This window comes from Planomonospora corallina (assembly GCF_042650625.1).
GTDB classification, from domain to species: domain Bacteria; phylum Actinomycetota; class Actinomycetes; order Streptosporangiales; family Streptosporangiaceae; genus Planomonospora_B; species Planomonospora_B corallina.
The window spans coordinates 158,545-180,869 of the sequence record NZ_JBHSBM010000017.1 but is presented as its reverse complement, the minus strand read 5'-3'; the positions used below and the strand labels follow the sequence as shown (position 1 = coordinate 180,869).

The 22,325-nt window shown below is 74.1% G+C and carries 14 protein-coding genes; 8 read left to right on the top strand and 6 right to left on the bottom strand.

Annotation, left to right across the window (positions count from 1 at the left end):
* The first annotated feature begins 29 nt into the window (after positions 1-29).
* From ACFOWE_RS13960 to ACFOWE_RS13935, 6 genes are all read left to right on the top strand, one after another.
* Entirely contained in the window at positions 30-698 is a 669-nt protein-coding gene (locus ACFOWE_RS13960) for an amino acid ABC transporter permease (protein WP_377287722.1), read from the top strand.
* Positions 695-1,582 (top strand): amino acid ABC transporter permease, encoded by an 888-nt coding sequence (locus ACFOWE_RS13955; protein ID WP_377287721.1) that lies wholly within the window; start codon positions 695-697, stop codon positions 1,580-1,582. The genes ACFOWE_RS13960 and ACFOWE_RS13955 overlap by 4 nt, the downstream gene beginning before the upstream one ends.
* 190 nt (positions 1,583-1,772) lie before the next feature.
* Positions 1,773-3,695, top strand: coding sequence for a S9 family peptidase (locus tag ACFOWE_RS13950; RefSeq protein ID WP_377287720.1), 1,923 nt, complete (start codon positions 1,773-1,775; stop codon positions 3,693-3,695).
* A 289-nt stretch (positions 3,696-3,984) separates the two neighbouring features.
* Complete coding sequence (locus tag ACFOWE_RS13945; RefSeq protein WP_377287719.1) at positions 3,985-4,344, top strand: GntR family transcriptional regulator; 360 nt, start codon at positions 3,985-3,987, stop codon at positions 4,342-4,344.
* Positions 4,341-5,291 carry an ATP-binding cassette domain-containing protein gene (locus ACFOWE_RS13940; RefSeq protein ID WP_377287718.1) on the top strand — a complete coding sequence of 317 codons (951 nt, stop codon included), beginning with the start codon at positions 4,341-4,343 and terminating at the stop codon, positions 5,289-5,291. The genes ACFOWE_RS13945 and ACFOWE_RS13940 overlap by 4 nt, the downstream gene beginning before the upstream one ends.
* Positions 5,288-5,992 (top strand): hypothetical protein, encoded by a 705-nt coding sequence (locus tag ACFOWE_RS13935; RefSeq protein WP_377287717.1) that lies wholly within the window; start codon positions 5,288-5,290, stop codon positions 5,990-5,992. Before ACFOWE_RS13940 ends, ACFOWE_RS13935 begins: the two co-directional genes overlap by 4 nt.
* Positions 5,993-6,059: 67 nt before the next feature.
* Here ACFOWE_RS13935 and rny read toward each other — a convergent pair whose 3' ends face one another.
* The 3 genes from rny to recA form a co-directional block, all read right to left on the bottom strand.
* On the bottom strand, positions 6,060-7,691 hold the full coding sequence (rny, locus tag ACFOWE_RS13930; protein ID WP_377287716.1) for a ribonuclease Y: 1,632 nt from the start codon (positions 7,689-7,691) through the stop codon (positions 6,060-6,062).
* A 281-nt stretch (positions 7,692-7,972) separates the two neighbouring features.
* The gene (gene recX / locus ACFOWE_RS13925) at positions 7,973-8,704 is read right to left on the bottom strand and encodes a recombination regulator RecX (RefSeq protein ID WP_377287715.1); all 732 of its coding nucleotides are present in this window, start codon (positions 8,702-8,704) and stop codon (positions 7,973-7,975) included.
* Positions 8,705-8,984: 280 nt separating this feature from the next.
* Positions 8,985-10,088: a recombinase RecA gene (recA, locus tag ACFOWE_RS13920; protein WP_377287714.1), complete on the bottom strand. Its 1,104-nt coding sequence runs from the start codon at positions 10,086-10,088 to the stop codon at positions 8,985-8,987.
* Positions 10,089-10,375: 287 nt separating this feature from the next.
* Here recA and ACFOWE_RS13915 point away from each other — a divergent pair, with 287 nt between their 5' ends.
* Complete coding sequence (locus ACFOWE_RS13915) at positions 10,376-10,651, top strand: hypothetical protein (protein WP_377287713.1); 276 nt, start codon at positions 10,376-10,378, stop codon at positions 10,649-10,651.
* 44 nt (positions 10,652-10,695) lie between these two features.
* On the opposite strand, the gene ACFOWE_RS13910 is transcribed toward ACFOWE_RS13915, so the two are convergent.
* Together ACFOWE_RS13910 and ACFOWE_RS13905 are read right to left on the bottom strand one after the other, a co-directional pair.
* Positions 10,696-10,890, bottom strand: coding sequence for a DUF3046 domain-containing protein (locus ACFOWE_RS13910; protein ID WP_377287712.1), 195 nt, complete (start codon positions 10,888-10,890; stop codon positions 10,696-10,698).
* 41 nt (positions 10,891-10,931) lie between these two features.
* A complete protein-coding gene (locus ACFOWE_RS13905; RefSeq protein WP_377287711.1) occupies positions 10,932-11,420 on the bottom strand; it encodes a VOC family protein in 489 nt (162 codons plus the stop codon).
* A 291-nt stretch (positions 11,421-11,711) separates the two neighbouring features.
* On the opposite strand from ACFOWE_RS13905, the gene ACFOWE_RS13900 reads away from it, so the two are divergent.
* Entirely contained in the window at positions 11,712-16,523 is a 4,812-nt protein-coding gene (locus tag ACFOWE_RS13900) for an Lhr family helicase (RefSeq protein WP_377287710.1), read from the top strand.
* 67 nt (positions 16,524-16,590) lie between these two features.
* Here the strand turns inward: ACFOWE_RS13900 and ACFOWE_RS13895 are convergent.
* On the bottom strand, positions 16,591-22,325 hold a 5,735-nt coding region (locus tag ACFOWE_RS13895; RefSeq protein WP_377287709.1), incomplete at its 5' end, for a non-ribosomal peptide synthetase/MFS transporter.

The following is a 22,325-nucleotide window of genomic DNA, read 5'->3' as shown; positions in this document are numbered from 1 at the left end:
CCCCCCGCCGTCTTCGCTGTGGAGCACCATTGAATGACCTGATCAAGTACGCGCCGGACCTCGCCCTGGGCTTCCTGGAGAACATGAAGCTCGCGGCGATGTGCGCCGTGCTCTCCCTCATCCTCGGCACGGTCCTGGTGTCGATGCGCGTGGCGCCGACGCCGGTCCTGCGCACGGCCGGGACCCTCTACGTCAACATCGTGCGGAACACCCCGCTCACCCTCGTGCTGGCGTTCTCCGCGCTCGGGCTCAGCGACACCCTCGGCCTGACCATCTCCGAGACGCCGCGCACCAACTCGTTCTGGCTGGTCGTGATCGGCCTGTCGGTCTACACCGCGGCCTTCGTCTGCGAGGCGCTGCGCGCGGGCATCAACACGGTGCCGCTCGGGCAGGCCGAGGCGGCGCGCGCCATCGGGCTCACCTTCCTGCAGTCCCTGCGGATGATCATCCTCCCGCAGGCGTTCCGCACGGTGGTCGCCCCGCTCGGCAGCGTGATCATCGCGATGATCAAGAACACCACGGTGGCGGTCGCGGGCGGCTACCTCGCCGAGTCGGCGTTCGTCATGAAGGACACCTTCGACGACACGGGCGCGTCGATCCCCATCTTCCTCGGCATCGCGGCGGCGTTCATGGTCGTGATCCTGCCGATCGGCTTCTTCACCGGCTGGCTGAGCCGGAGACTGGCGGTGGCCCGATGAGCAGCGCCTCCGTCCTCTTCGACGCGCCGGGCCCGCGCGCCCGGGTGCGCAACGCCGTCTACACGGTCGCCGCCCTGGCCGCGATCACCGGCCTGATGTACTTCGTCTACGCCAAGTTCGACGAGAAGGGCCAGTGGGAGGGCCGGATCTGGGAGCCCTTCCTGCGCTGGGGCACCTGGGAGACGCACATCTTCCCGGGCCTGCTCGGCACGCTGGAGGCGGCGGGCCTGGCCGCGGTGCTCGCGCTCGTCTTCGGCGCCGTGTTCGGCCTGGCCCGCCTGTCCGACCACGCCTGGATCAGGATCCCCGCCGGCGCGGTCGTGGAGGTCTTCCGGGCCATCCCGCTGCTGCTGCTGATCTTCTTCATCTTCTATCTCGCGCCCACCGTCCTGGGCGGCGCCGACTACGCCTTCATGGCGGTGGTCGCCGGCCTGACCCTCTACAACGGGTCGGTGCTGGCCGAGGTGGTCAGGTCGGGCGTGCAGGCCGTGCCGCGGGGGCAGGCCGAGGCGGCCTACGCCATCGGCATGCGCAAGAACCAGGTCATGCGGATGATCCTGCTGCCGCAGGCGGTGACCGCGATGATGCCCGCGATCGTGAGCCAGCTCGTCGTGCTGCTCAAGGACACCGCGCTGGGCTACATCATCGCCTACGTCGACCTGCTCAACACGGGCTTCAAGATCCTGCCCGCGGTCTTCTTCGGCTCGCTCATCCCGGCGGCGATCGTCATCGGGATCATCTACGTCGGCCTCAACCTGCTGCTGAGCGCACTGGCGACGTGGCTGGAGAAGCGCAGCCGGCGCAGCCGCAAGAGCGCCGCGGCTCCGATCGCCCCGCCCGGGGCGGCCGGGACGACCGGGGGCGGCGTCGCCGCGATGGACTGACCCGGCCCGCGGGGAGGGCGGCGCACCCGCCCTCCCCGTCCGCCGCTCCCGCCCGCCCGGCCCGCGACCTGCCCGGATCCGGACCCGTCCGGGTCCCCCGGTTCCGGATCCCGTCCGCGTCCCCCGGTCCCGGGCAACGCCTGAACGTCATACCGGCGACACGCGCCGTGTTATCGGGCAGGATTACAACATGCCCGCAGAGCGTGATGTCCTGCCGTACGCCGCCTGGCCCTCCCCCATCTCCACCTCGGACGTCGCCCGGTCGGGGCTGCACCTGGCCTTCCCCACCGTGCTCGGGGACGAGGTGTGGTGGACCGAGGACCGCCCCGCCGAGGGCGGGCGCACCACGATCATGCACCGGAGCGCCGACGGCGCCCGGCGCGAGCTGCTCCCCGCGCCGTGGAGCGCCCGCAGCCGCGTCCACGAGTACGGCGGGCGGTCCTACGCGGTGGTCCCCGGCGAGGGGCCCGTCAGGAGCGTCGTCTTCGCCCACCAGGCCGACCAGCGGCTCTACCTGCTGACGCCCGGCGCCGAGCCCCGGCCGCTCACCCCGGAGCCGGAGCGGGAGGCCGGGCTCCGCTACGCCGACCTGACCGTCCGCGACGGGCAGGTGTGGTGCGTCCAGGAGCGCCACCACGACGACGGCGACGGCCTCGAGGGTGGCGGGGGCGGCGGCAAGGTCAGCCGCTCGATCGTCTCCGTCCCCCTGCACGGCGGCGCCGAGCCCCGTGAGCGGGTCTCCGGGAGCGACTTCTACGCCTTCCCCGTCCTGTCCCCCGACGGCGAGCACCTGGCCTACATCTGCTGGAACCACCCGCTGATGCCGTGGAACGGCACCGAGCTGCGGATCACCCGGCTGGCCGACGGCGCCTCCTGGACCGTCAAGGGCGGCCCGTCCGAGTCCGTGCTCGCCCCGCAGTGGCGCGACGACCGGCACCTCTACCTGGTCTCCGACTGGTCGGGCTGGTGGAACCTCTACCAGGTCGGCGTCTACGGCACCTCCCCGCAGGCGCTCCACCCGGCCGAGGAGGAGTTCGCCGGGCCGCTCTGGCAACTGGGCGGCTCGCCGTACGCCGTGCTGGACGACGGGCGGCTGGCGGTCCTGCACGGGCAGGGGGACCTGCGGCTGGGCGTGCTCGACCCGGACAGGGGGACGCTCACCGACCTGGACCTGCCCTACGACGGCTGGCTGCCCGCCCTGTCCGTCGACGGGCACACGCTCGCCGGGATCGGGTACGGCCCGGCGGTGCCCCGCTCGGTCGTCCGGGTGGACGCCGTGACCGGGCGGGTGGAGGCGCTCCGGCGCGACGTCGACGAGCTTCCCGACATCGCCTACCTGCCGGCGGTGCGCACCGTGGAGATCGAGGGGCGGTTCGGCCGCCGCGTGCACGCCCACCTCTACCCGCCGTCCAACCCCGAGGCCCGCGGCCAGGGCGCTCCGCCGTACGTGGTGTTCGCGCACGGCGGCCCCACCGGGTGCAGCACGACCGCGCTCGATCTGGAGAAGGCGTTCTTCACCAGCCGCGGCATCGGTGTCATCGACGTCAACTACGGCGGCTCCACCGGCTACGGCCGGGCCTACCGTGAGCGGCTGCGCGGCCAGTGGGGGGTCGTCGACGTGGAGGACGTGATCTCCGCCGCGGAGTGGCTGGCCGCCGAGGGACTGGCCGACCCGGCGCGGATCGCGATCCGGGGCGGGAGCGCGGGCGGCTGGACCGTCATGGCGGCCTGCGCGCGCTCCGGCGTGTTCGCCGGGGGCGTCTCCTACTACGGGGTGAGCGCCCTCGGACCGTTCGTCGAGACGACCCATGACTTCGAGTCCAGCTATGTGGAGTGGCTGGTCGGCCCGGCCAACCCCGCGCTGTACGGCTCCCGCGAGCCGCTCGGCCAGGCCGCCGGGGTGCGGTGCCCGATGCTCCTGCTGCAGGGCCTGGCCGACCCGGTGGTGCCGCCGGCCCAGTCGCAGACGTTCGCCGACGCCCTCGCCGAGCGCGGTGTGCCCTGCACCTACCTGACCTTCGAGGGCGAGTCCCACGGCTTCCGCCGCGCCGAGACCCGCAGCACGGCGCTCGCCACCGAGCTGGCCTTCTACCAGCAGATCTTCTCCGCCTGACACCCGGCGCCCACCGGCCCGGCATCCACCGGTCCGGTGTCCACCGGTCCGGCGCCCGACGCCCCGGTCGGCCGGGCGCCCGCGCCCCTGTGCTCTGTGCCCGGCCGCGCCCCTGTGCTCTGTGCCCGCCCACGCCCCCGTGCTCCGTGCCCGGCCGGACACCGGCCTGCCCCCGCCCGGCCGGAGGAGGACGACCGGGAGAGTCCGGCTCCCCCATGTCGTGTTGACGGGCACCCCCACACCTTCTATGGTTCATTACTAGAGTAACGAACCATAGAAGTGGGAGGTCATGTTCGACGACCGGAGCCCCATCTACCGGCAGATCGCCGAACGCATCAAGGCGGACGTGCTGAGCGAGGCGCTGAAGGGCGACGAGCAGGTCATGTCCACCAACCAGTACGCCGCCTTCTACCGGATCAACCCGGCGACGGCGGCCAAGGCGTTCCAGCAACTGGTCGAGGAAGGCGTCCTCTACAAGAAACGAGGTATCGGCATGTTCGTCAGCCCGGACGCCCGGGACATGCCCCGGGCCGAGCGCAGGAAGAGCTTCTTCACCGACAGGGTCGATCCGATGGTCGCCGAGGCCAGAGCCGTCGGGATCCCGCTGGAGGACGTGATCGAGCGCATCAGGGAACTGGAGGGGCGATGAGGATCGAGACCGAGGACCTGGTCCTGCGCTACGGCGACGTCACGGCGCTCGACGGGCTGACGCTGAACCTGGAGGCCGGGAAGATCTACGGGCTGCTCGGCCGGAACGGCTCGGGCAAGACGAGCCTGCTCTCGATCCTGGCGGCCTTCCGCCGGCAGACCTCGGGCGGCGTGCGGATCGACGGACGGCCCGTGTTCGAGAACGGCGCCGTCACCTCCCGGATCAGCCTGATCCGCGACACCGGCGAGACCCTCGACATCGGCAACGCCGAGGACGCGATCTTCTTCGCCGAGTGGCTCCGCCCGGACTGGGACGGCGACTACGCCCGCTCACTGCTGGACCTGTTCGGGATCGACCCGAAGAAGAACGTCAAGGAGATGTCCAAGGGGCAGCGCTCGGCGCTGGGCGTGGTGATCGGCCTGGCCGGCCGGGCGCCGCTGACCATGTTCGACGAGTCGTACCTGGGCATGGACGCCCCCTCCCGCCAGGCCTTCTACGACGCGCTGCTCGCCGACTACATGGCGCACCCCCGCACGATCATCCTCTCCACGCACCTCATCGAGGAGGTCAGCTCGCTCTTCGAGGAGGTCGTGATCATCGACAGGGGGCGGCTGGTCGCGCACGAGGAGAGCCAGACCCTGCTGGCCCGGGGCACGGCCGTGACCGGACCCGTCGCGCAGGTCGAGGCCTTCACCGCCGGGCTGAAGGTGCTCGGCACCAGGCGGCTCGGCCCGACCGCGTCGGCGATGGTCTACGGCGACCTCGACGACGCCCGGCGCGCGCAGGCGGCCGCGGCGGGACTCGACCTCGGGCCGATCGCCATGCAGGACCTGTTCGTCCACCTGACCGGAGGGCCCGGAGCACCCGGAGCACCCGGAGCACCCGGGGCCTCCGGCACCGGAGAAGAATCCCCCGCCGCAGAACTCCGCACCGGAGAGACCCGATGAGATTCCCCACCCGGCTCTTCGCCGCCAACGCCTACTTCGCCCTGCTGCTGTTCGCCGGCTACGTCGTGGTCGTCGCCGTGATCGCGGCCGGTGTCGCGCTCTTCGGCACGCTCAGCCGGAGCGCCTGGGAGGCCGCCGTCCAGCTGCCCCGGTGGTACGCCCTGTTCGTCGGGGTGGCCCTGGTCCGGGAGTATCTGCCGATGTACGTCGCGCACGGGCAGACCCGCCGCCAGTTCGGCGCCCAGGCCGCCGTCACCGTCGCCTTGTTCGCACCGTTCCTGTCCGCCCTGATCACGCTCGGCTATCTGCTGGAGACGCTGGTCTACGGGCTGGCCGACCGGCCGCAGATCCTCGACAAGGTCCACCTGTTCACCGAGCCGACGCAGGTGCCGCTCGTATTCGCCGAATATCTCCTGGAGTTCGTCACCTGGATCGTCTCGGGCACCTTCATCGGGGCGGGCTTCTACCGGTGGGAGGGCGGCGGGCTGCTGCTGATCCCGGTCGGCATCGGCCTGCTGCTGCTCAACGAGGGCGCCGTCGGCACCGACCACCTCGGCCTGCCGTTCATCGGCGACCGGCTCGCCCTCGACCTGCCCCACTCCCTGGGACTGGCGCTCGGCGTCGGCGCCGCCACCTTCGTGCTCGGCCTCGCGCTGACCTGGTCGATCATCCGCGACATGCCGATACGCAACCGGAAGTAGCGGGCGGAGCCGGCGGCCCGGCGGGTCCCTCCTGGGGTCCGCCGGGCCGTCCGGGAAAGCGGCGGTCCTACCGGGCGAACTCGGTGGCGCGGGACTCGCGGACCACGGTGATGCGGATCTGCCCGGGGTAGGTGAGCTCCTCCTCGATCTGCTTGGCCACGTCGCGGGCGATGACCGAGGCCTGGATGTCGTCGACCGCGTCGGGCTTCACCATGACGCGGATCTCGCGGCCGGCCTGCATCGCGAAGACCTTCTCCACGCCCTCGTAGGACTGGGCGATCTCCTCCAGCCGCTCCAGCCGCTTGACGTAGGCCTCCAGCGACTCGCGGCGCGCCCCCGGACGGCCGCCGCTGATCGCGTCGGCCGCCTGGGTCAGAACCGCCTCCACCGTGCGCACCTCGACCTCGTTGTGGTGCGCCTCGATCGCGTGCACGACGTCCTCGTTCTCGCCGTACCGGCGGGCGATCTCCGCGCCGATCAGCGCGTGGCTGCCCTCGACCTCGTGGGTGAGGGCCTTGCCGATGTCGTGCAGGAGCGTGCAGCGCTTGAGCAGCGTCTGGTCGAGCTTGAGCTCCGCCGCCATGATCCCGGCGATGTGCGCGGACTCCACGAGGTGGCCCAGGACGTTCTGCCCGTAGGAGGTGCGGTAGCGCAGCTGGCCGAGGAGGGCGACCAGCTCGGGATGCATGTCGGTGATGCCGAGCTCCACCAGCGCGTCCTCGCCGGCGCGCACGCACAGCTCCTGCACCTCCGCCTTGCTGCGCTCGTAGGCGTCCTCGATGCGCTGGGGGTGGATGCGCCCGTCCAGGACGAGCTTCTCCAGCGTCAGCCGGGCGATCTCCCGGCGGACAGGGTCGAAGCAGGACAGGAGCACCGCTTCGGGTGTGTCGTCGATGATGAGGTTGACGCCGGTGGTCGACTCGAACGCGCGGATGTTGCGGCCCTCACGGCCGATGATGCGGCCCTTCATCTCGTCGCCCGGCAGGTGCAGCACGCTGACGACGGACTCGGCGGTCTGCTCGGTGGCGACACGCTGGACCGCCAGGGTCACGATCTTGGTGGCGCGCTTCTCGCCCTCCCGGCGCGCCTCGCTCTCGATCTCCCGGACGATCAGCGAGGCCTCGCGCTTGGCCTGGTTCTCGATCTCCCTGACCAGCTCGGCCTTGGCCTGGGCGCTGGTCATCCCGGCCGCGCGCTCCAGGATGGCCCTGCGCTCCTCATCGAGCCTGTCGAGGTCGGCGCGGCGGTCGGCCAGCTCGGTCTCGGTCTCGGCGAGCTGGCGGGCCCGCTCGGCCTGCCGCCTCGCCTCCTCGTCGAGCCGCTGCTCCCGCTCGGCCAGCCGGCCCTCCCTGCGCTCCAGGTCCGCACGGAGCTCCTTGAGCTCGTACTTGAGCACCTTGGCCTCGGCCTCGACCTCCCTGCGCATCTGGGAGGCGCTCTCGGCGGCGATCTCCGCGGCGGTCTCGGAACGGCGCAGGATCTCCCCGGCCTCCCGCTCGGCCCGGCTGCGCAGCTCGGCCGCCTCGCGCCTGACCTCCTCCAGCTCGGCGTGGACCTCGGCCAGTTGCTCGGGGGAGGGTCCGCCCGGCGCGGCCACCGGGAGCGCGGTACGGCGCAGCAGCAGGACCAGCACGGCTATCGTCGCCCCGGCAAGAACCACGAGTGCCCCGGCCAACACGACGACCACAACCGGCTCCATGCGCGCCCCGCCCTCCTCGCCTTGCCATCACCGAGCACACGAGGGGTCACACGCACGGCACGGAAAGTCCAAGCGGTACAGCCACCAGGACAGGTGTCAATTCAGGACCGGCAGCGCGCCGGCTCTCACCGGCAGCTCACCCGCCCGCGCCGTCAAGCTCGCTCGTCCGTAGTTCACCGTTATGACAATCCGCACTGCGCGGAGTAACTCCTCACTGGAGTCGAGATTAAGCGTCGATGAGGTAACGGGCAAGCAAAGGTCGTGCGTCCTGCGTGTTCCCGTCAGCCGAACGGATGATCCGGATCCACCGCGGTGAAGGGATCCTGCGCCCCTTCGTTCTCCAGAGCCTCACGGATCACCCGGAAGGCCAGGCCGGGGCCGTACCCCTTGCGGGCGAGCATGCCGGCGAGCCGCCGGGTCCGGGCCGCGGGGTCGAGGCCGCGGGTCGAGCGGAGCTTGCGTTCCACGAGGCGGCGGGCGGTCTCCACCTCCTGCTCGGGGTCGAGCTGCTCGACCGCCTCCTTGACGGTGTCCTCGTCCACGCCGCGGTGCCGGAGCTCCGAGGCCAGCGCGCGGCGGGACAGCCCCCGCCCGGCGTGCCGCGAACTCACCCACGCGGCCGCGAACGCCTCGTCGTCGATGAGCCCGACCTCGGAGAAGCGTTCGAGCACGGCCTCGGCCGCGTCCTGGGGCACGTCCCGCTTGCGCAGGGCCTCCGCGAGCTGCGCCCGGGTGCGCGGCCCCACGGTCAGCAGGCGCAGGCAGATCGCCCGCGCCACCGCCTCCGGGTCGGCGCCGGGCCCCTGAGCGGCCGGGGACCCCTCGACCGGCCCGTCGGGGAGGAAGCCTCCCGAGCCGCTCCGGGAGTCTCTCCCCCGGCTCCCGCGGGCACCGCTCCGGGCGCCGCCGCCACCACGACCACCGCGGCGGGCCCGGCCTCGCGGCCCGCCGCCGTCCTCCACGGCGGAGCCGTACCCGGTGCCGCCCTCCTCGGCGGGCCCGTGCCCGGTCACGTCGTACGCGGACGGCTCCGCCCCGGCGGTGAAGGCCGTCCAGGCGTCAGCAGGCGCCTCCGGCTCCGCCCGGCTCCGACGCGGGCGGCGCGGCCTACCGCCCCGGCGCCCCGTCCCGGAAGAACCGTGATCAGCGGAGCCTGGGGCGGGAGGGACCGGGCCGGGAGAAGCGGGCTCCGGCGGGTCGGGCGGCAGGTCGGGCCAGGCGCCCCAGTCCCGCGGTCCGGTCTCACCGACCGGACCGGAGTCACGTCCCGTCACCGTGGATCAGCCCGCCGCGTCAGGCGCCGGCGGCCTTGGCGGCGGCCGCCTTCGCACCGCGGCCGGAAGGTGCGGCCGCGGCGGCGGGAGCGGCCGGAGCGGCCGGCGGAGCGGCGGGGGCGTCCACCCGCGGGCCGACGCCGAGCTTCTCCTTGATCTTCTTCTCGATCTCGTTGGCCGTGTCGGGGTGGTTCCGCAGGAAGTTGCGGGCGTTCTCCTTGCCCTGGCCGAGCTGCTCGCCCTCGTAGGTGTACCAGGCGCCGGACTTGCGGACGAAGCCGTGCTCGACGCCCATGTCGATCAGGCCGCCCTCGCGGGAGATGCCGACGCCGTACAGGATGTCGAAGTCGGCGACCCGGAAGGGCGGTGCCATCTTGTTCTTGACGACCTTCACCCGGGTGCGGTTGCCGACCGCCTCGGTGCCGTCCTTCAGCGTCTCGATGCGGCGGACGTCGAGGCGGACCGAGGCGTAGAACTTCAGCGCCTTACCACCGGTCGTGGTCTCCGGAGAGCCGAACATGACGCCGATCTTCTCGCGGAGCTGGTTGATGAAGATCGCGGTGGTGCCGGTGCTGTTGAGCGCGCCTGCGACCTTGCGCAGCGCCTGCGACATCAGGCGGGCCTGGAGACCGACGTGGCTGTCGCCCATCTCGCCCTCGATCTCGGCCTTCGGCACCAGCGCCGCGACCGAGTCGATGACCAGCAGGTCGATGGCGCCGGATCGGATCAGCATGTCGGCGATCTCCAGCGCCTGCTCACCGGTGTCGGGCTGGGAGACGAGCAGCGCGTCGGTGTCGACGCCCAGCTTCTTGGCGTACTCCGGGTCGAGGGCGTGCTCGGCGTCGATGAACGCCGCGATGCCGCCCTGGCGCTGGGCGTTGGCCACCGCGTGCAGCGCGACGGTGGTCTTACCGGAGGACTCCGGGCCGTAGATCTCGACGATGCGCCCGCGCGGGAACCCGCCGATGCCGAGCGCGACGTCGAGCGCGATGGATCCGGTCGGGATCACTTCGATGGGTGCGCGGGTCTCGTCGCCGAGACGCATGACGGAGCCCTTGCCGAACTGCCGCTCGATCTGAGCGAGCGCGGTCTCGAGCGCCTTCTCGCGGTCGTTAGCTGCCACTGGGAGCCCCCTGGGAGGGTTGCGGTTCGAATCGGTGTTGCCAGAAAGCTACGGGGTGCCACCGACATTTTCCGGAGAGCACGCCACTAGGGCTGACCCGTCCAATATAGCCGAACGACTGTTCGATCGTTCCTCAATCACATCACGTGCCCCACCGCCGCGCGGGCCCCGCCGACCCGCCCGCCCTCTCCCGGCGGCGACATTCCCGGGCATTCCGCCAAACCTGTTGTAACCCCGCCTGAGCTGGGGGAATCCTGGAGCCGAACAGACCCGAGGGGGCTCCCAGCGTGACCGACACCTTCAGCCGGCAGCGCCTGGCCCACCTCGAGTCACTGGCCGCGGAGCTGCTCGGGCGGGGGCTGGTCGGCAGGATGCTCGGCGGCGCCGACCCGGTGCTGTGGGTCCGGCATCCCGGCAGCGGGAAGCAGACGATCGTCTTCGCCACCCCCGCCCAGGACGGCTGGCTCCTCCTGTGGTCCCCGAGCGGTCAGGAGAACGCCGGCGACCCGGCGCACGCGGCCGAGCTGATCGGCAAGTCACTCGGGGAGGACCCGGACCCCTGACCCCGGCCCCGGCCCGTCGTCCCCGCCCCGGGCCCGGCGCCCGGTTATCTCAGACGGGCCTCGACGTCCGCCACCCTGCACACCGCGTGCCAGACGTCCTTGGCCGCGACACCGTCGGCCAGCGCCTGGTCCACGGTCCGGCCGTCCAGCTCCGCGATGACGTAGTCGCGGGCCCACGACTCGGCGTAGGCGTCACCGAAGTGCTGCCTCATCCGCTTCCAGAAATCCGACAGGCGCATGCTCCCAGTATGGGGGCCGCCGGGCGCGAAGGCCCCCGTCGTCACAGGACGCTGGAGCCGTACATCTCGCCCAGCGGGTCGGCCAGCAGCTCCAGGCGGGTCCCGTCGGGGTCCCTGAAGCAGATCGAGGCGCCGCTCTCGATCCGGTGCGGCACGCCCGCCGCCTCCAGCCTCCCGCGCAGCCTCTCCCAGGTCACCGGGTCGACGGAGATCGCGATGTGGTGGAGCCCGCCGAGGACCTCGGCGTAGGGCTCGAGGTCCAGGCCGGGGAAGTCGAAGAAGGCCAGCAGGTTGCCGTTGCCGACGTCGAAGAAGAAGTGGTTGGACCCCCGGTGGTCGCGGTTCTCGAGGATCTCCGTGAGGGGGAACTCCAGGAGGTCCTGGTAGAAGGCGATCGTCCGCTCGGCGTCGGAGCAGATCAGAGCGGAGTGGTGCAGTCCTCTGCCGCTGCTGGGCGGGCGGTGCCCCCGCAGGCGCGCCGCCCTGATCCGCTCGCGTGCCGTCTCGATGGCCGGATAGTCGATGCTCATCGCCAACCCATCGTCCAGTGTGCCGGTCGCCCGCCCGGTCCTCGCGGGGCCGTGGGCGCGCTGTGTCTGAGCTATCTCTCCGTGCCGGGAGTGACTCAACCTTTCCGGACCGTAACGCCACCGTCACGCCGCCGCCACCCCGGAGCGGCTCCGCAGCGGCTCCGGAGCCGCTCCACGCCATACCGGGCGGATTCGCCGCTACCGGGCGGATTCGCCGCCGAGGCGGGGACCGTCCTCCCGCGGTCGCAGGAGGGCTCCGGTTCTGTCGGTGGCGCGGGGCACTATGGAACGGTGACCGGATCAGCGCTCGCCCATTTCACGCCGGTGGCCAGGGAGTGGTTCTCCGGGGCCTTCGCCGCGCCGACCGCGGCCCAGGAGGGCGCCTGGGAGGCGATCGCCCGGGGCGACAACACCCTGGTGGTCGCGCCGACCGGGTCCGGCAAGACCCTGGCCGCCTTCCTGTGGTCGCTCGACCGGCTGGCCGCCGAGCGGCCGGCGGCCGGCGGCCCTCGGCCGGCGGCGGAGACCGGTGCCTCCGCCCCGGGGAGGGCCGCCGCGCGCGGCCGGGGGCGTTCCCGGGACACGGGCGACGCCCCCCGGCGGTGCCGGGTGCTCTACGTCTCGCCGCTCAAGGCCCTGGCCGTGGACGTCGAGCGCAACCTGCGGGCGCCGCTGGCCGGGCTGAAGCAGACCGCCCGGCGGCTCGGCCTGCCCGTGCCGGACATCTCGGTGGCGGTCCGTTCCGGCGACACCTCCGCCGAGGAGCGGCGCAGGTTCGCCGCCCGGCCGTCCGACATCCTCATCACCACTCCCGAGTCGCTGTTCCTGCTGCTCACCGGTCAGGCCCGGGAGGCGCTGCGCGGCGTGGAGACCGTCATCGTCGACGAGGTGCACGCGGTCGCCGCGACCAAGCGCGGCGCGCACCTGGCGCTCAGCCTGGAGCGGCTCGACGCGCTGCTCCCCCGGCCCGCGCAGCGCATCGGCCTGTCGGCGACCGTGCGGCCGGTGAGCGAGGTGGCCGAGTTCCTCGGCGGCCCCCGCCCCGCGACCGTGGTCCAGCCCCCCTCGGAGAAGGTCCTCGAGGTCGAGGTCGTCGTCCCGGTCGAGGACATGACCGAGCTCGACGCCGCCCCGCCCCCGGACGGCCCCGACGACGACGCCTGGCCGGTACGGCGACGGCCCGCGCGGTCGATCTGGCCGCACGTCGAGGAGCGGCTCCTCGAGCTGATCGGCGCGCACGACTCGACGATCGTGTTCGCCAACTCCCGGCGGCTGGCCGAGCGGCTGTGCGCCCGCCTCAACGAGCTGGCCGCCGAGCGGCGCGCCGGAGCGGCCGCCCCGGAGGGCGGGGCCGGCGACGGCCCGGAGCACGGTCCCGGGCCCGGATCCGAGCACGGTCCTGAGCACGGCCCCGGCCGCGGACCCGGCCGCGGACCCGGCCGCGGACCCGGGCACAACCCTGGAGGCGGCCCCGGCCCCGGCCGCGAGCCCGCGGACGGGCCGGTGCGCTGGTCCGAGGGCTTCCCCGTGCCGCCCGCCTCGACCGCCACGCCGGCCGAGATGATGGCCCAGGCGGGGACGGCCCGGGGCGCGCTCCCGGAGATCGTGCGGGCGCACCACGGCTCGGTCTCGAAGCAGGAGCGCTCCCAGATCGAGGAGGCCCTGAAGTCCGGGCGGCTGCCCGCCGTGGTCGCGACCTCCAGCCTGGAGCTCGGCATCGACATGGGCGCGGTCGACCTGGTCGCCTGCGTGGAGGCGCCGCCGAGCGTGGCCAGCGGCCTGCAGCGCATCGGCCGGGCCGGGCACCGGGTGGGCGCGGTCTCCCGAGGCGTGATCTTCCCCAAGTACCGCGGCGACCTCGTCCGGACGGCCGTGGTGGCCGAGCGGATGAAGCGCGGCGAGATCGAGGAGCTGCGTTACCCCCGCAACCCGCTCGACGTGCTCGCCCAGCAGATCGTCGCGATGACGGCGCTGGACGAGTGGACCGTCGATGAGCTGGAGACCGTGGTCCGCCGTGCCGCGCCGTACCGGACGCTGCCCAGGAGCGCGCTGGAGGCGACGCTCGACATGCTCGCCGGGCGCTACCCGAGCGAGGAGTTCGCCGAGCTGCGCCCCCGCGTCGTCTGGGACCGGGTCACCGGCGTCCTGCGCGGGCGGCCGGGATCCCAGCGGCTGGCGGTGACGAACGGCGGCACGATCCCCGACCGGGGGCTCTACGGCGTCTTCCTCGTCGGCGAGAAGGCCTCCCGGGTGGGCGAGCTGGACGAGGAGATGGTCTACGAGTCCCGGGCGGGGGACGTGTTCGTGCTGGGCGCGACCTCCTGGCGGATCGAGGACATCACGGCCGACCGGGTGCTGGTCTCCCCCGCGCCCGGGCAGCCGGGCAAGCTGCCCTTCTGGCACGGCGACACCCCGGGCCGCCCCGCCGAGCTGGGCCGGGCGATCGGCGCGTTCCTGCGCGAGCTGTCCGGGGCCGGCGACGAGACCGCGCGGGCCCGGGTCCGGGCGGCGGGACTGGACGCCTCCGCGGCCGCCAACCTGCTGGCCTACCTGGCCGAGCAGCGCGAGGCCACCGGTTACGTGCCGGACGACCGCACGCTGGTGGTCGAGCGCTTCCACGACGAGCTGGGCGACTGGCGGGTCGTGCTGCACTCGCCGTACGGCGCGCGGGTGCACGCCCCGTGGGCGCTGGCGATCGGACGGCGGCTGCGCGAGCGCTACGGCGTCGACGTGCAGGCGGTCCACTCCGACGACGGGATCGTGCTGCGCATCCCCGACACGCTCTCCGACCCGCCCTCGGACGTGGCGGTCTTCGACCCCGAGGAGATCGAGCGGATCGTCACCGAGGAGCTCGGCGGCTCGGCGCTGTTCGCGGCCCGGTTCCGCGAGTGCGCCGGGCGCTCGCTGCTGCTGCCGCGCCGCGTCCCGGGCCGGCGGACCCCGCTGTGGCAGCAGCGCCAGCGGGCCTCCCACCTGCTGGGGGTGGCCGGCCGCTACGGCTCCTTCCCGGTGGTGCTGGAGACGGTGCGCGAGTGCCTGCAGGACGTGTTCGACGTGCCGGAGCTGGTCTCCCTCATGCGGGACGTGGCGGCCCGGCGGGTCCGGCTGGTGGAGGTGGAGACGTCCCAGGCCTCGCCGTTCGCGGCGTCCCTGCTCTTCGACTACGTCGGCGCGTTCATGTACGAGGGGGACGCCCCGCTGGCCGAACGGCGCGCCCAGGCGCTCGCGCTGGACACGAGCCTGCTGGCCGAGCTGCTGGGCCAGGCCGACCTGCGCGAGCTGCTCGACCCGGACGTGATCGCCGACGCCGAGCGCGAGCTGGCCCGGCTGGACCGGCCGCTGCGCGACGCCGAGGATCTGGCCGACCTGCTCCGCTCCCACGGTCCCCTGCTGCCCGCCGACGTGAGCCTGCGCGGCGGCGACCCGGCCTGGCTGGACGCTCTGGAGGCCGCCCGTCGGGCGATCCGGGTGCGGATCGCCGGGCAGGAGCAGTGGTCCGCGATCGAGGACGCCGCCCGGCTGCGCGACGCGCTCGGCACGCCGCTCCCGGTGGGTGTGCCGCACGCGTTCCTGGAGCCCGCGGACGATCCGCTCGGCGACCTGCTCACCCGGCACGCCCGGACCCGCGCGCCCTTCTCCGCCGCGGCGGCCGCCGCCCGGTTCGGCCTGGGCCCGGCCGTCGTCACCGGCGCGCTGCGCCGGCTGGCCGCCTCCGGCCGCGTGGTGAGCGGCGAGTTCCGGCCCGGCGGCCGGGGCGAGGAGTGGTGCGACGCGGGGGTGCTGCGCCTGCTGCGCCGCAGGTCGCTGGCGCGGCTCCGCAAGGAGGTCGAGCCGGTCTCCCCCGAGACGCTCGCCGCGTTCTCCCCCGCCTGGCACGGGGTCACCGGCGCCGCCCGCCCGGGCAGGCCGCCGGTCGACGCGCTGGTGGACGCCGTCGAGCGGCTCCAGGGCGCGGCGGTGCCCGCCTCGGCGCTGGAGACGCTGGTGCTGCCCTCCCGGGTGCCCGGCTACGACCCGTCGCTGCTGGACGAGCTGACCTCCTCCGGCGAGGTGGTCTGGGCCGGGCAGGGGTCGCTGCCCGGCGGGGACGGCTGGGTCTCCCTCTACTTCGCCGACACCGCCCCGCTGCTGCTGCCGCCACCGCTGGAGATCACCATGACACCGGTGCACGAGGCGGTCATGGAGGTCCTGGGCGGCGGGGGCGCGCTGTTCTTCCGCGAGCTGACGGGCCGGGCCGGCACGCTGCTCGGGGAGGTCCTCGACGACCGGACGCTGGTGGCCGCGGTCTGGGACCTGGTGTGGGCGGGACGGATCACGGGTGACACCCTGGCCCCGCTGCGGGCGGTGCTCGGCACCGGGCGGCCCGCGCACCGCCCGGCGTCCACCCGCCGCAGGCGGGCCGTGCTGCCCTCCCGGAGCGGCCCGCCGACCGTGGGCGGGCGCTGGTGGACGCTGCCCGCCCCGGCCCAGGACGCCACCCAGCGGGCGCACGCCCAGGCGGAGGCGCTGCTGGAGCGGCACGGCGTGGTGACCCGGGGCGCGGTCGCGGCCGAGCGGCTGCCGGGCGGGTTCGCCGCCGTCTACCAGGTGCTGCGCGCGTTCGAGGAGAGCGGCCGGTGCCGGCGCGGTTACTTCGTCGAGGGCCTGGGCGGCGCCCAGTTCGCGCTGCCGGGCGCCGTCGACCGGATGCGCGCGGCCGCTCCGTCCCCCGTCCCCGGCGGCGCCGGGGACGGGGGACGGCGAGCCGTGGTGCTGGCCGCGGCCGACCCGGCCAATCCGTACGGCGCCGCGCTGCCGTGGCCCGCCCACCCGGGCGACGTGGCCCACAAGCCCGGCCGGAAGGCGGGCGCGCTGGTGGTGCTGGTCGACGGGCACCTGGTGCTCTACGTCGAGCGCGGCGGCAAGACGCTGCTCTCGTTCGCCGACGACGACCGTCTCCGGCCCGCCGTCGACGCGCTGGCGCTGGCCGTACGCGACGGCGCGCTGGGCAAGCTGACCGTGGAGCGGGCCGACGGGGCCGCGATCAACGACTCCCCGCTGGCCGCGGCCCTGGAGGCGGCCGGGTTCCATCCCACTCCTCGCGGGCTGCGGCTGCGCGCCTGAGCCCGGCGGGCCTCCCGCCGCAGGGCCCGGGCCCCCACCACCGGGGGACGCCCCCTCCGCGGCCGCCTCACCACCGCGGGAGGGCCTCCTCCACGGCCTCCTCCGCGGCGGGCTCCTCGGTGACCTCCTCAGCGGCAGGTCCCTCCCGCTTCGCCGTACCGGCCGGTCCCCCGCGGCCCGCCGTACCGGCCTGTTCCGGATCGCCGACGCGTTCCCGGACCGTCCGGAGACCGACCAGGTCGTCGGGGAGCGCGTCCGGCATGTCCGCGTCGAACCGCGACAGGGTCCGGTTCCGCATCGCGACCAGCGCGGTGACCGCGATGGCGGCCGCGAACAGCACGTACATCAGGCCGACGCCGCGGCCCTGCCCGGTGCCGAGGACCGCGCCGACGACGCCGTCGGCCAGCGGTCCGCCGGGCAGCAGCAGCGGCTCGAACAGGGCGCTGCCGTACGGCGCGACCAGGCCGAAGCCGATCGGCAGGGTGGACCAGGCGACGAGCTGGTTCAGCGCCATGACCCGGCCGTGGAACCGCTGCGGCACCTTCACCTGGACGATCGTGGCGTAGACGCCGTTGAGCACCGTCAGCCAGAACGACATGCCGAACGCGCCGAGAGCGATCACCAGCAGGTCCTGCCGCACACCGGTGACCAGGCAGAAGGCGGCGAGGGCGAGGGTGGCGAGCAGGACGCCGCGCATCCGCCTGCGGCGCGGTCCGCCCCAGACGGTCATCACCAGACCGCCGAGGAGCACGCCGAGACCGCCGCAGAACGAGACGCGGCCCACGTCGTCGAGGGTGGCGAACCCCAGCACGAGCGGCGAGACGAGCAGGAACAGCGGGGACAGGAAGACGTTCAGCACCACGAAGAAGACCAGCATGGCGCGGAACCACCGGTTGCCCCAGGAGAACCGCCACCCCTCGACCATCTCGGCCGCCAGCGACTCGCGGCGCCTGGCCGCCATCGTCCTCGGGAAGCGGACCAGGAGCAGGACCGCGATCGCGAACACGTAGGAGGCGACGTCCAGGACGAGGATGCCCTCCAGCCCGACCGCCGCCATCAGCCCGACCGCCGCCAGGGGGACGACGAGCTGGGCCGTGCCGGTGACCATCTGGACGACGCCGTTGGCGTGGCCGAGGAAGCGTTTGGGCACGAGCTGCGGGATCGCGGAGTTGTAGGCCAGGCGCTGGAAGGCGAGCGCCACCGAGAGCACCACCAGCAGCGGGTAGACGTGCCAGACCTGCAGGTTCCCGGTCCACAGCAGCAGGCCGAGGGCCAGCTGCGTGCCGAACGCGCCCACGTCCCCGGCGAGCATGATGCGGCGCCGGTCGTGGCGGTCGACGAGCGCGCCGGCGAGCGGGGAGACCAGCATGCCGGGCAGCAGTGCCAGGACCGAGAAGAGCGCGAAGTCCACGAGGGACCCGGTGGTGAGGTAGATCCAGAGCGGGACCGCGTACTCGGTCAGCGACGATCCGACGATCGAGACGAGCTGCCCGGCGGCCACCGCTCCGAAGCGCCTCATGCTCGGCGCCGGTCCGACCGGCGGCGCGGAGCCGACCGGCGGCGCGGAGCCGACCGGGGACACCGGTCCCACCGAGGGCTCGGCGCCGCTCGGGGACTCGGCGCCGTCCGGGACGCCCGGGCCGTCCTGAGCCCCCACGCCGTCCGGGGCGGCCTGGGCGGCCGGGGAGCGCCGGGAGACGCCCTCCAGCCACCAGGTCGACCGGTCGGTACGGCGCAGCGTCCCGGCCCCACCGGAGACGACGGCCCGGTGCACGCCGGTGACGATGCCGGCCAGCTCGGCGGCCCGGTACTTCAGGAAGAAGTGCCCCGCCTCGTCGAGTACGACCAGTGAGGCGGAGTCCGACAGCAGGTGCCACTCGCGGTAGCGCTCCTGGTAGAAGTCCGTGGCCGGGTCGCGCTCGCCCACGACGGAGACGATCGGCGCCCGGAGCGGCTCGACGCCCTCGGCGAGCAGCCGGGTGAAGTAGCGCTCGGCCTCCCGGGTGCCCTCCCGCCGGTTGCGGATCATCAGTGCGAGCTCGCCGGGGTCCAGCTCGTCGATGTCGAGCCCGGCGGCCCGCAGGGCGTTGGCCCACGCCCGGTCGCTGCGGAACCGGTCGGCCAGGTCGGCGATCCTGCCCAGCAGGGAGGAGGGACGGGCGAAGGGGAAGATCCCGCCGAGGTAGACGGCCTCGACGGGCCGTCCGGCGGCCTCCAGGCGGCGGGCGATCTCCACGGAGAGCATGACGCCGAGCCCGCAGTGGCCGTACAGCACGACCGGGCCCCGGACGCCGGCCAGGATCTCCCGCGCGCAGCCCTCCGCGACCTCGGCGACCGGCCGGCCCTCCTCGGCCAGGCCCAGCTCCTGCCCGGGCACGGCCACCGCGTGCAGCGCCCAGTCCTCGGGCAGCGCGTCGGCCAGCGGCTGGTAGACGGCGGCGCTGCCGCCGTTGTACGGCACGCAGACCAGGGTGGCGGAGGTGGGGCGGGCCGGGGTGAGGCGGTGCAGCAGCGCGCGCGGCCCGTCCGGGGCAGTGCCGCCGGCGAAGCGGGCCAGCCCCCGGACGGTGCGGTGCTTGAACAGGTCGAGGATGCCGACCGGGCGCCCGCCCTCGGGGACGGCCCGCCGCAGCCGGGCGACCACCTGCGCGGCGAGCAGCGAGTGCCCGCCCAGGTCGAAGAAGTCGTCCAGCACGCCGACCCGGGTGATCCCGAGGACCTCGGCCCACACCCGCGCGATGTCCTCCTCCAGGGCCGTCTCGGGCGGCGCGAAGCCGGCCTCCTGGTTCGGGCGCTCGTCACCGGGCTCGGGGAGCCGGGCCCGGTCGACCTTGCCGTGCGACTTCAGGGGCAGCTCGTCCAGCCAGACGAACCGCCCGGGGACCATGTACTCGGGGAGCCGGTCGGCGAGCCGGGCGCGCAGTTCGCCGACCGGCGTGCGCTCTCCGACGAGGTAGGCGACCAGCCGGTCGCCGCGCAGCTCCACGACGGCCTGCGCGACTCCCTCCTGCTCGGCGAGGACCGACTCGATCTCCGGCAGTTCCACCCGGTAGCCCCGGACCTTGACCTGCAGGTCGCGGCGGCCCAGGAAGCACAGCTCGCCGGTCGGCAGCCAGCGGCCGAGGTCGCCGGTTCGGTACATGCGGGCGCCGGGCGGGCCGTACGGGTCGGGCAGGAAGCGCTCGGCGGTCAGGCCGGGCCGCCCGAGGTAGCCGCGGGCGAGGCGGTCGCCGCCGATATGGATCTCGCCGGTCATGCCGGGCGGGACCGGGCGCAGATGCTCGTCCAGCACGTACAGCCGCACGCCCGGCAGCGGCCGGCCGACCGGCAGGTTCAGCGCGGTCTCGGGGGCGCCGGTGACGGCGTGGGTGGCCACGCCGACGGTGGCCTCGGTGGGCCCGTAGTGGTTGGCCACGGCCGTGTGCCCGGCCAGCTCCCGGGCCCAGGACCAGGCGGAGGCCTCGCCGCCGAGGATGAGCAGCCTGCGCGGGAGCAGTTCCTCAGGGTCGCCGCCGGCCAGGAGCGAGGCCAGGTGGGAGGGGGTCATCTTCAGGTAGTCGGTACGGCCCAGCGGCCCGGCGAGCTCCTCGACCGGGGCCTGCGGGTCGAGCAGGTGCAGCTCGCCCCCGGTGAGCAGCGACAGGTAGAAGACCGTCACGCCGAAGTCGAAGGAGAGCGACTGGAGCAGGGAGAAGACCGACCCCGGCGCGACGGCGAACCGCTCCCGGACCCCGGCCAGGTAGTTCAGCACCTGCCGGTGCTGCACCCCGACGCCCTTGGGCCGCCCGGTCGTGCCGGAGGTGTAGATCACGTACGCCAGGTGGTCGGGAGTGGTGCCGGGGTCGTCGAACGCGGTCTCCGCGAGCTCCTCGGCGTCCAGGCGGACCACGGGGCAGCCGTCCGGTACGAGGCCGCTCTGCGCGGAGGTGGTCAGGACGGCGACGGCGCCGGAGTCGGCGAGCATGTACGCCAGCCGGTCGCGCGGCTGCTTGGGATCGAGCGGGACGTAGGCGCCGCCCGCGGCCAGCACGCCGAGGACCGCGGCGGCCAGGTCGGTGGACCGGTCGAGCAGGACGCCCACCCGGACGTCGGGGCCGACGCCGTACCGGCGGCGCAGCAGCGCGGCGATCGCCCTCGACCGGTGCTCCAGCCCGGCGTAGGTCAGCGAGGCGGGCACGCGGCCGTGCGAGCCGCGCGAACCGCCCGAACCGTGCGAGCCCCCCGAACCGTGCGGACCGTCCGTGGTGCCCGGGCCGTCCGGGGCGGCGGCCGGAGCGCAGACCACGGCGGTCGCGTCCGGGGTCAGCGCGGCCTGCGCGGTCAGGATGTCACCGAGCAGGCGGTGTCCGGCCGGCCGCGGGCCGGGGGCCGACCCGAACCGCAGCACCAGTTCCCGCTCTGCGTCCGAGAGCATGGACAGCTCGCCGACCGGGGTGTCCGGGGCCGCGACGGCGGAGCGGAGCAGCGTCTCGAAGCGGGCCGCCAGCAGCTCCACGGTCTCCGGATCGAACAGCGCGGTGTTGTAGGTGAAGTGCCCGGTCAGCCCGTCAGGGGTCTCGAACAGGTACAGCGCCAGGTCGTGGCGGGTGGTCCTGACCGGTGGGGTCAGGTAGGTCACCCGCGGGTCGGTCTCGTCTCCCGCGTAGTTCTGCAGCGCGAACGCGACCTGGGCCAGCGGGGCGCGGCTGACGTCGCGGACCACGTTCAGCTCGGTGACCAGGCGGTCGAACGGCAGCTCGGCGTGGGCGAACGCGTCCAGCGAGGTCTCCCGGACCCGCTCCAGGAAAGCGGCGAACGGCGGGTCGCCGTCCAGGTCCGCGCGGAGCACCAGCGTGTTGACGAACATGCCGACCACGCCCTCCAGCTCGGGCAGGCTCCGCCCGGCCACCGGGGAGCCGACCGCGAAGTCCGCCTGCCCCGAGTAGCGGGCCAGCAGCACCTGGAAGGCCGCCAGCAGCGTCATGTACGGCGTGGCGTTCACGGTCCGGCCCAGCTCGGTGAGGCGCCGGGTGAGATCGGCGTCGATCCGGACGGCCAGCGCGGCGCCGTCGTGGCCCTGCTCGGCCGGGCGCGGCCGGTCGGTGGGCAGTTCGAGCGCGGGCAGCCCGGCCAGCCGGTCGCGCCAGTGGCCGATCTCGCGGCTCAGGTCGCGTCCGCGCTGCCAGATCGCGTAGTCGCCGTAGCCGACCGGCGGAGGCGGCGGGGTCTCGCCGTCGTGGAGGGCGAGCAGCTCCCGGAAGACGATGTCGAAGGACCAGCCGTCGACGACGGCGTGGTGCGCGGCGACGAGCAGCACGTGGTCGTCCGGGGCGATCCTGACCAGCAGCGCGCGGAGCAGCGGCCCGCGCGCCAGGTCGAACGGTACGGCCAGCGCGGCGTCGACCAACTCCAGGGCGGCCTCCTGGTCCGCCGCCTCGGCGACGTCCAGCGGGACCGGCCCCGGCTCGTCCACGACCAGTTCGGGCGTGCCGTCCCCGGTGGTGGGGAAGCGCATCCGCAGGGCCTCGTGGCGGGTGGCGACCCCTGCCAGGGCGCGGCGCAGCGCGTCCTCGTCGAGCGGGCAGCGCAGCCGTACGACGGCCGGGACGGTGTAGGCGGTGCCGCCCGGCTGGTACTGCTCCAGGAACCACAGGCGCTCCTGGGCGTGGGAGAGCGGCGGGACCGCGCCGGGCGGCCGGGGGGTGATCTCCCGGGTCTCCTGCCTGCGGCGGAGCCGCCGGGCGAGCAGGGCGCGTTTGGCGTCCGACAGCTCCGGCCGCGCGTCCGGTCCGGGCGCCCCGTCCGCCGTGCCCGGCGCGGGCA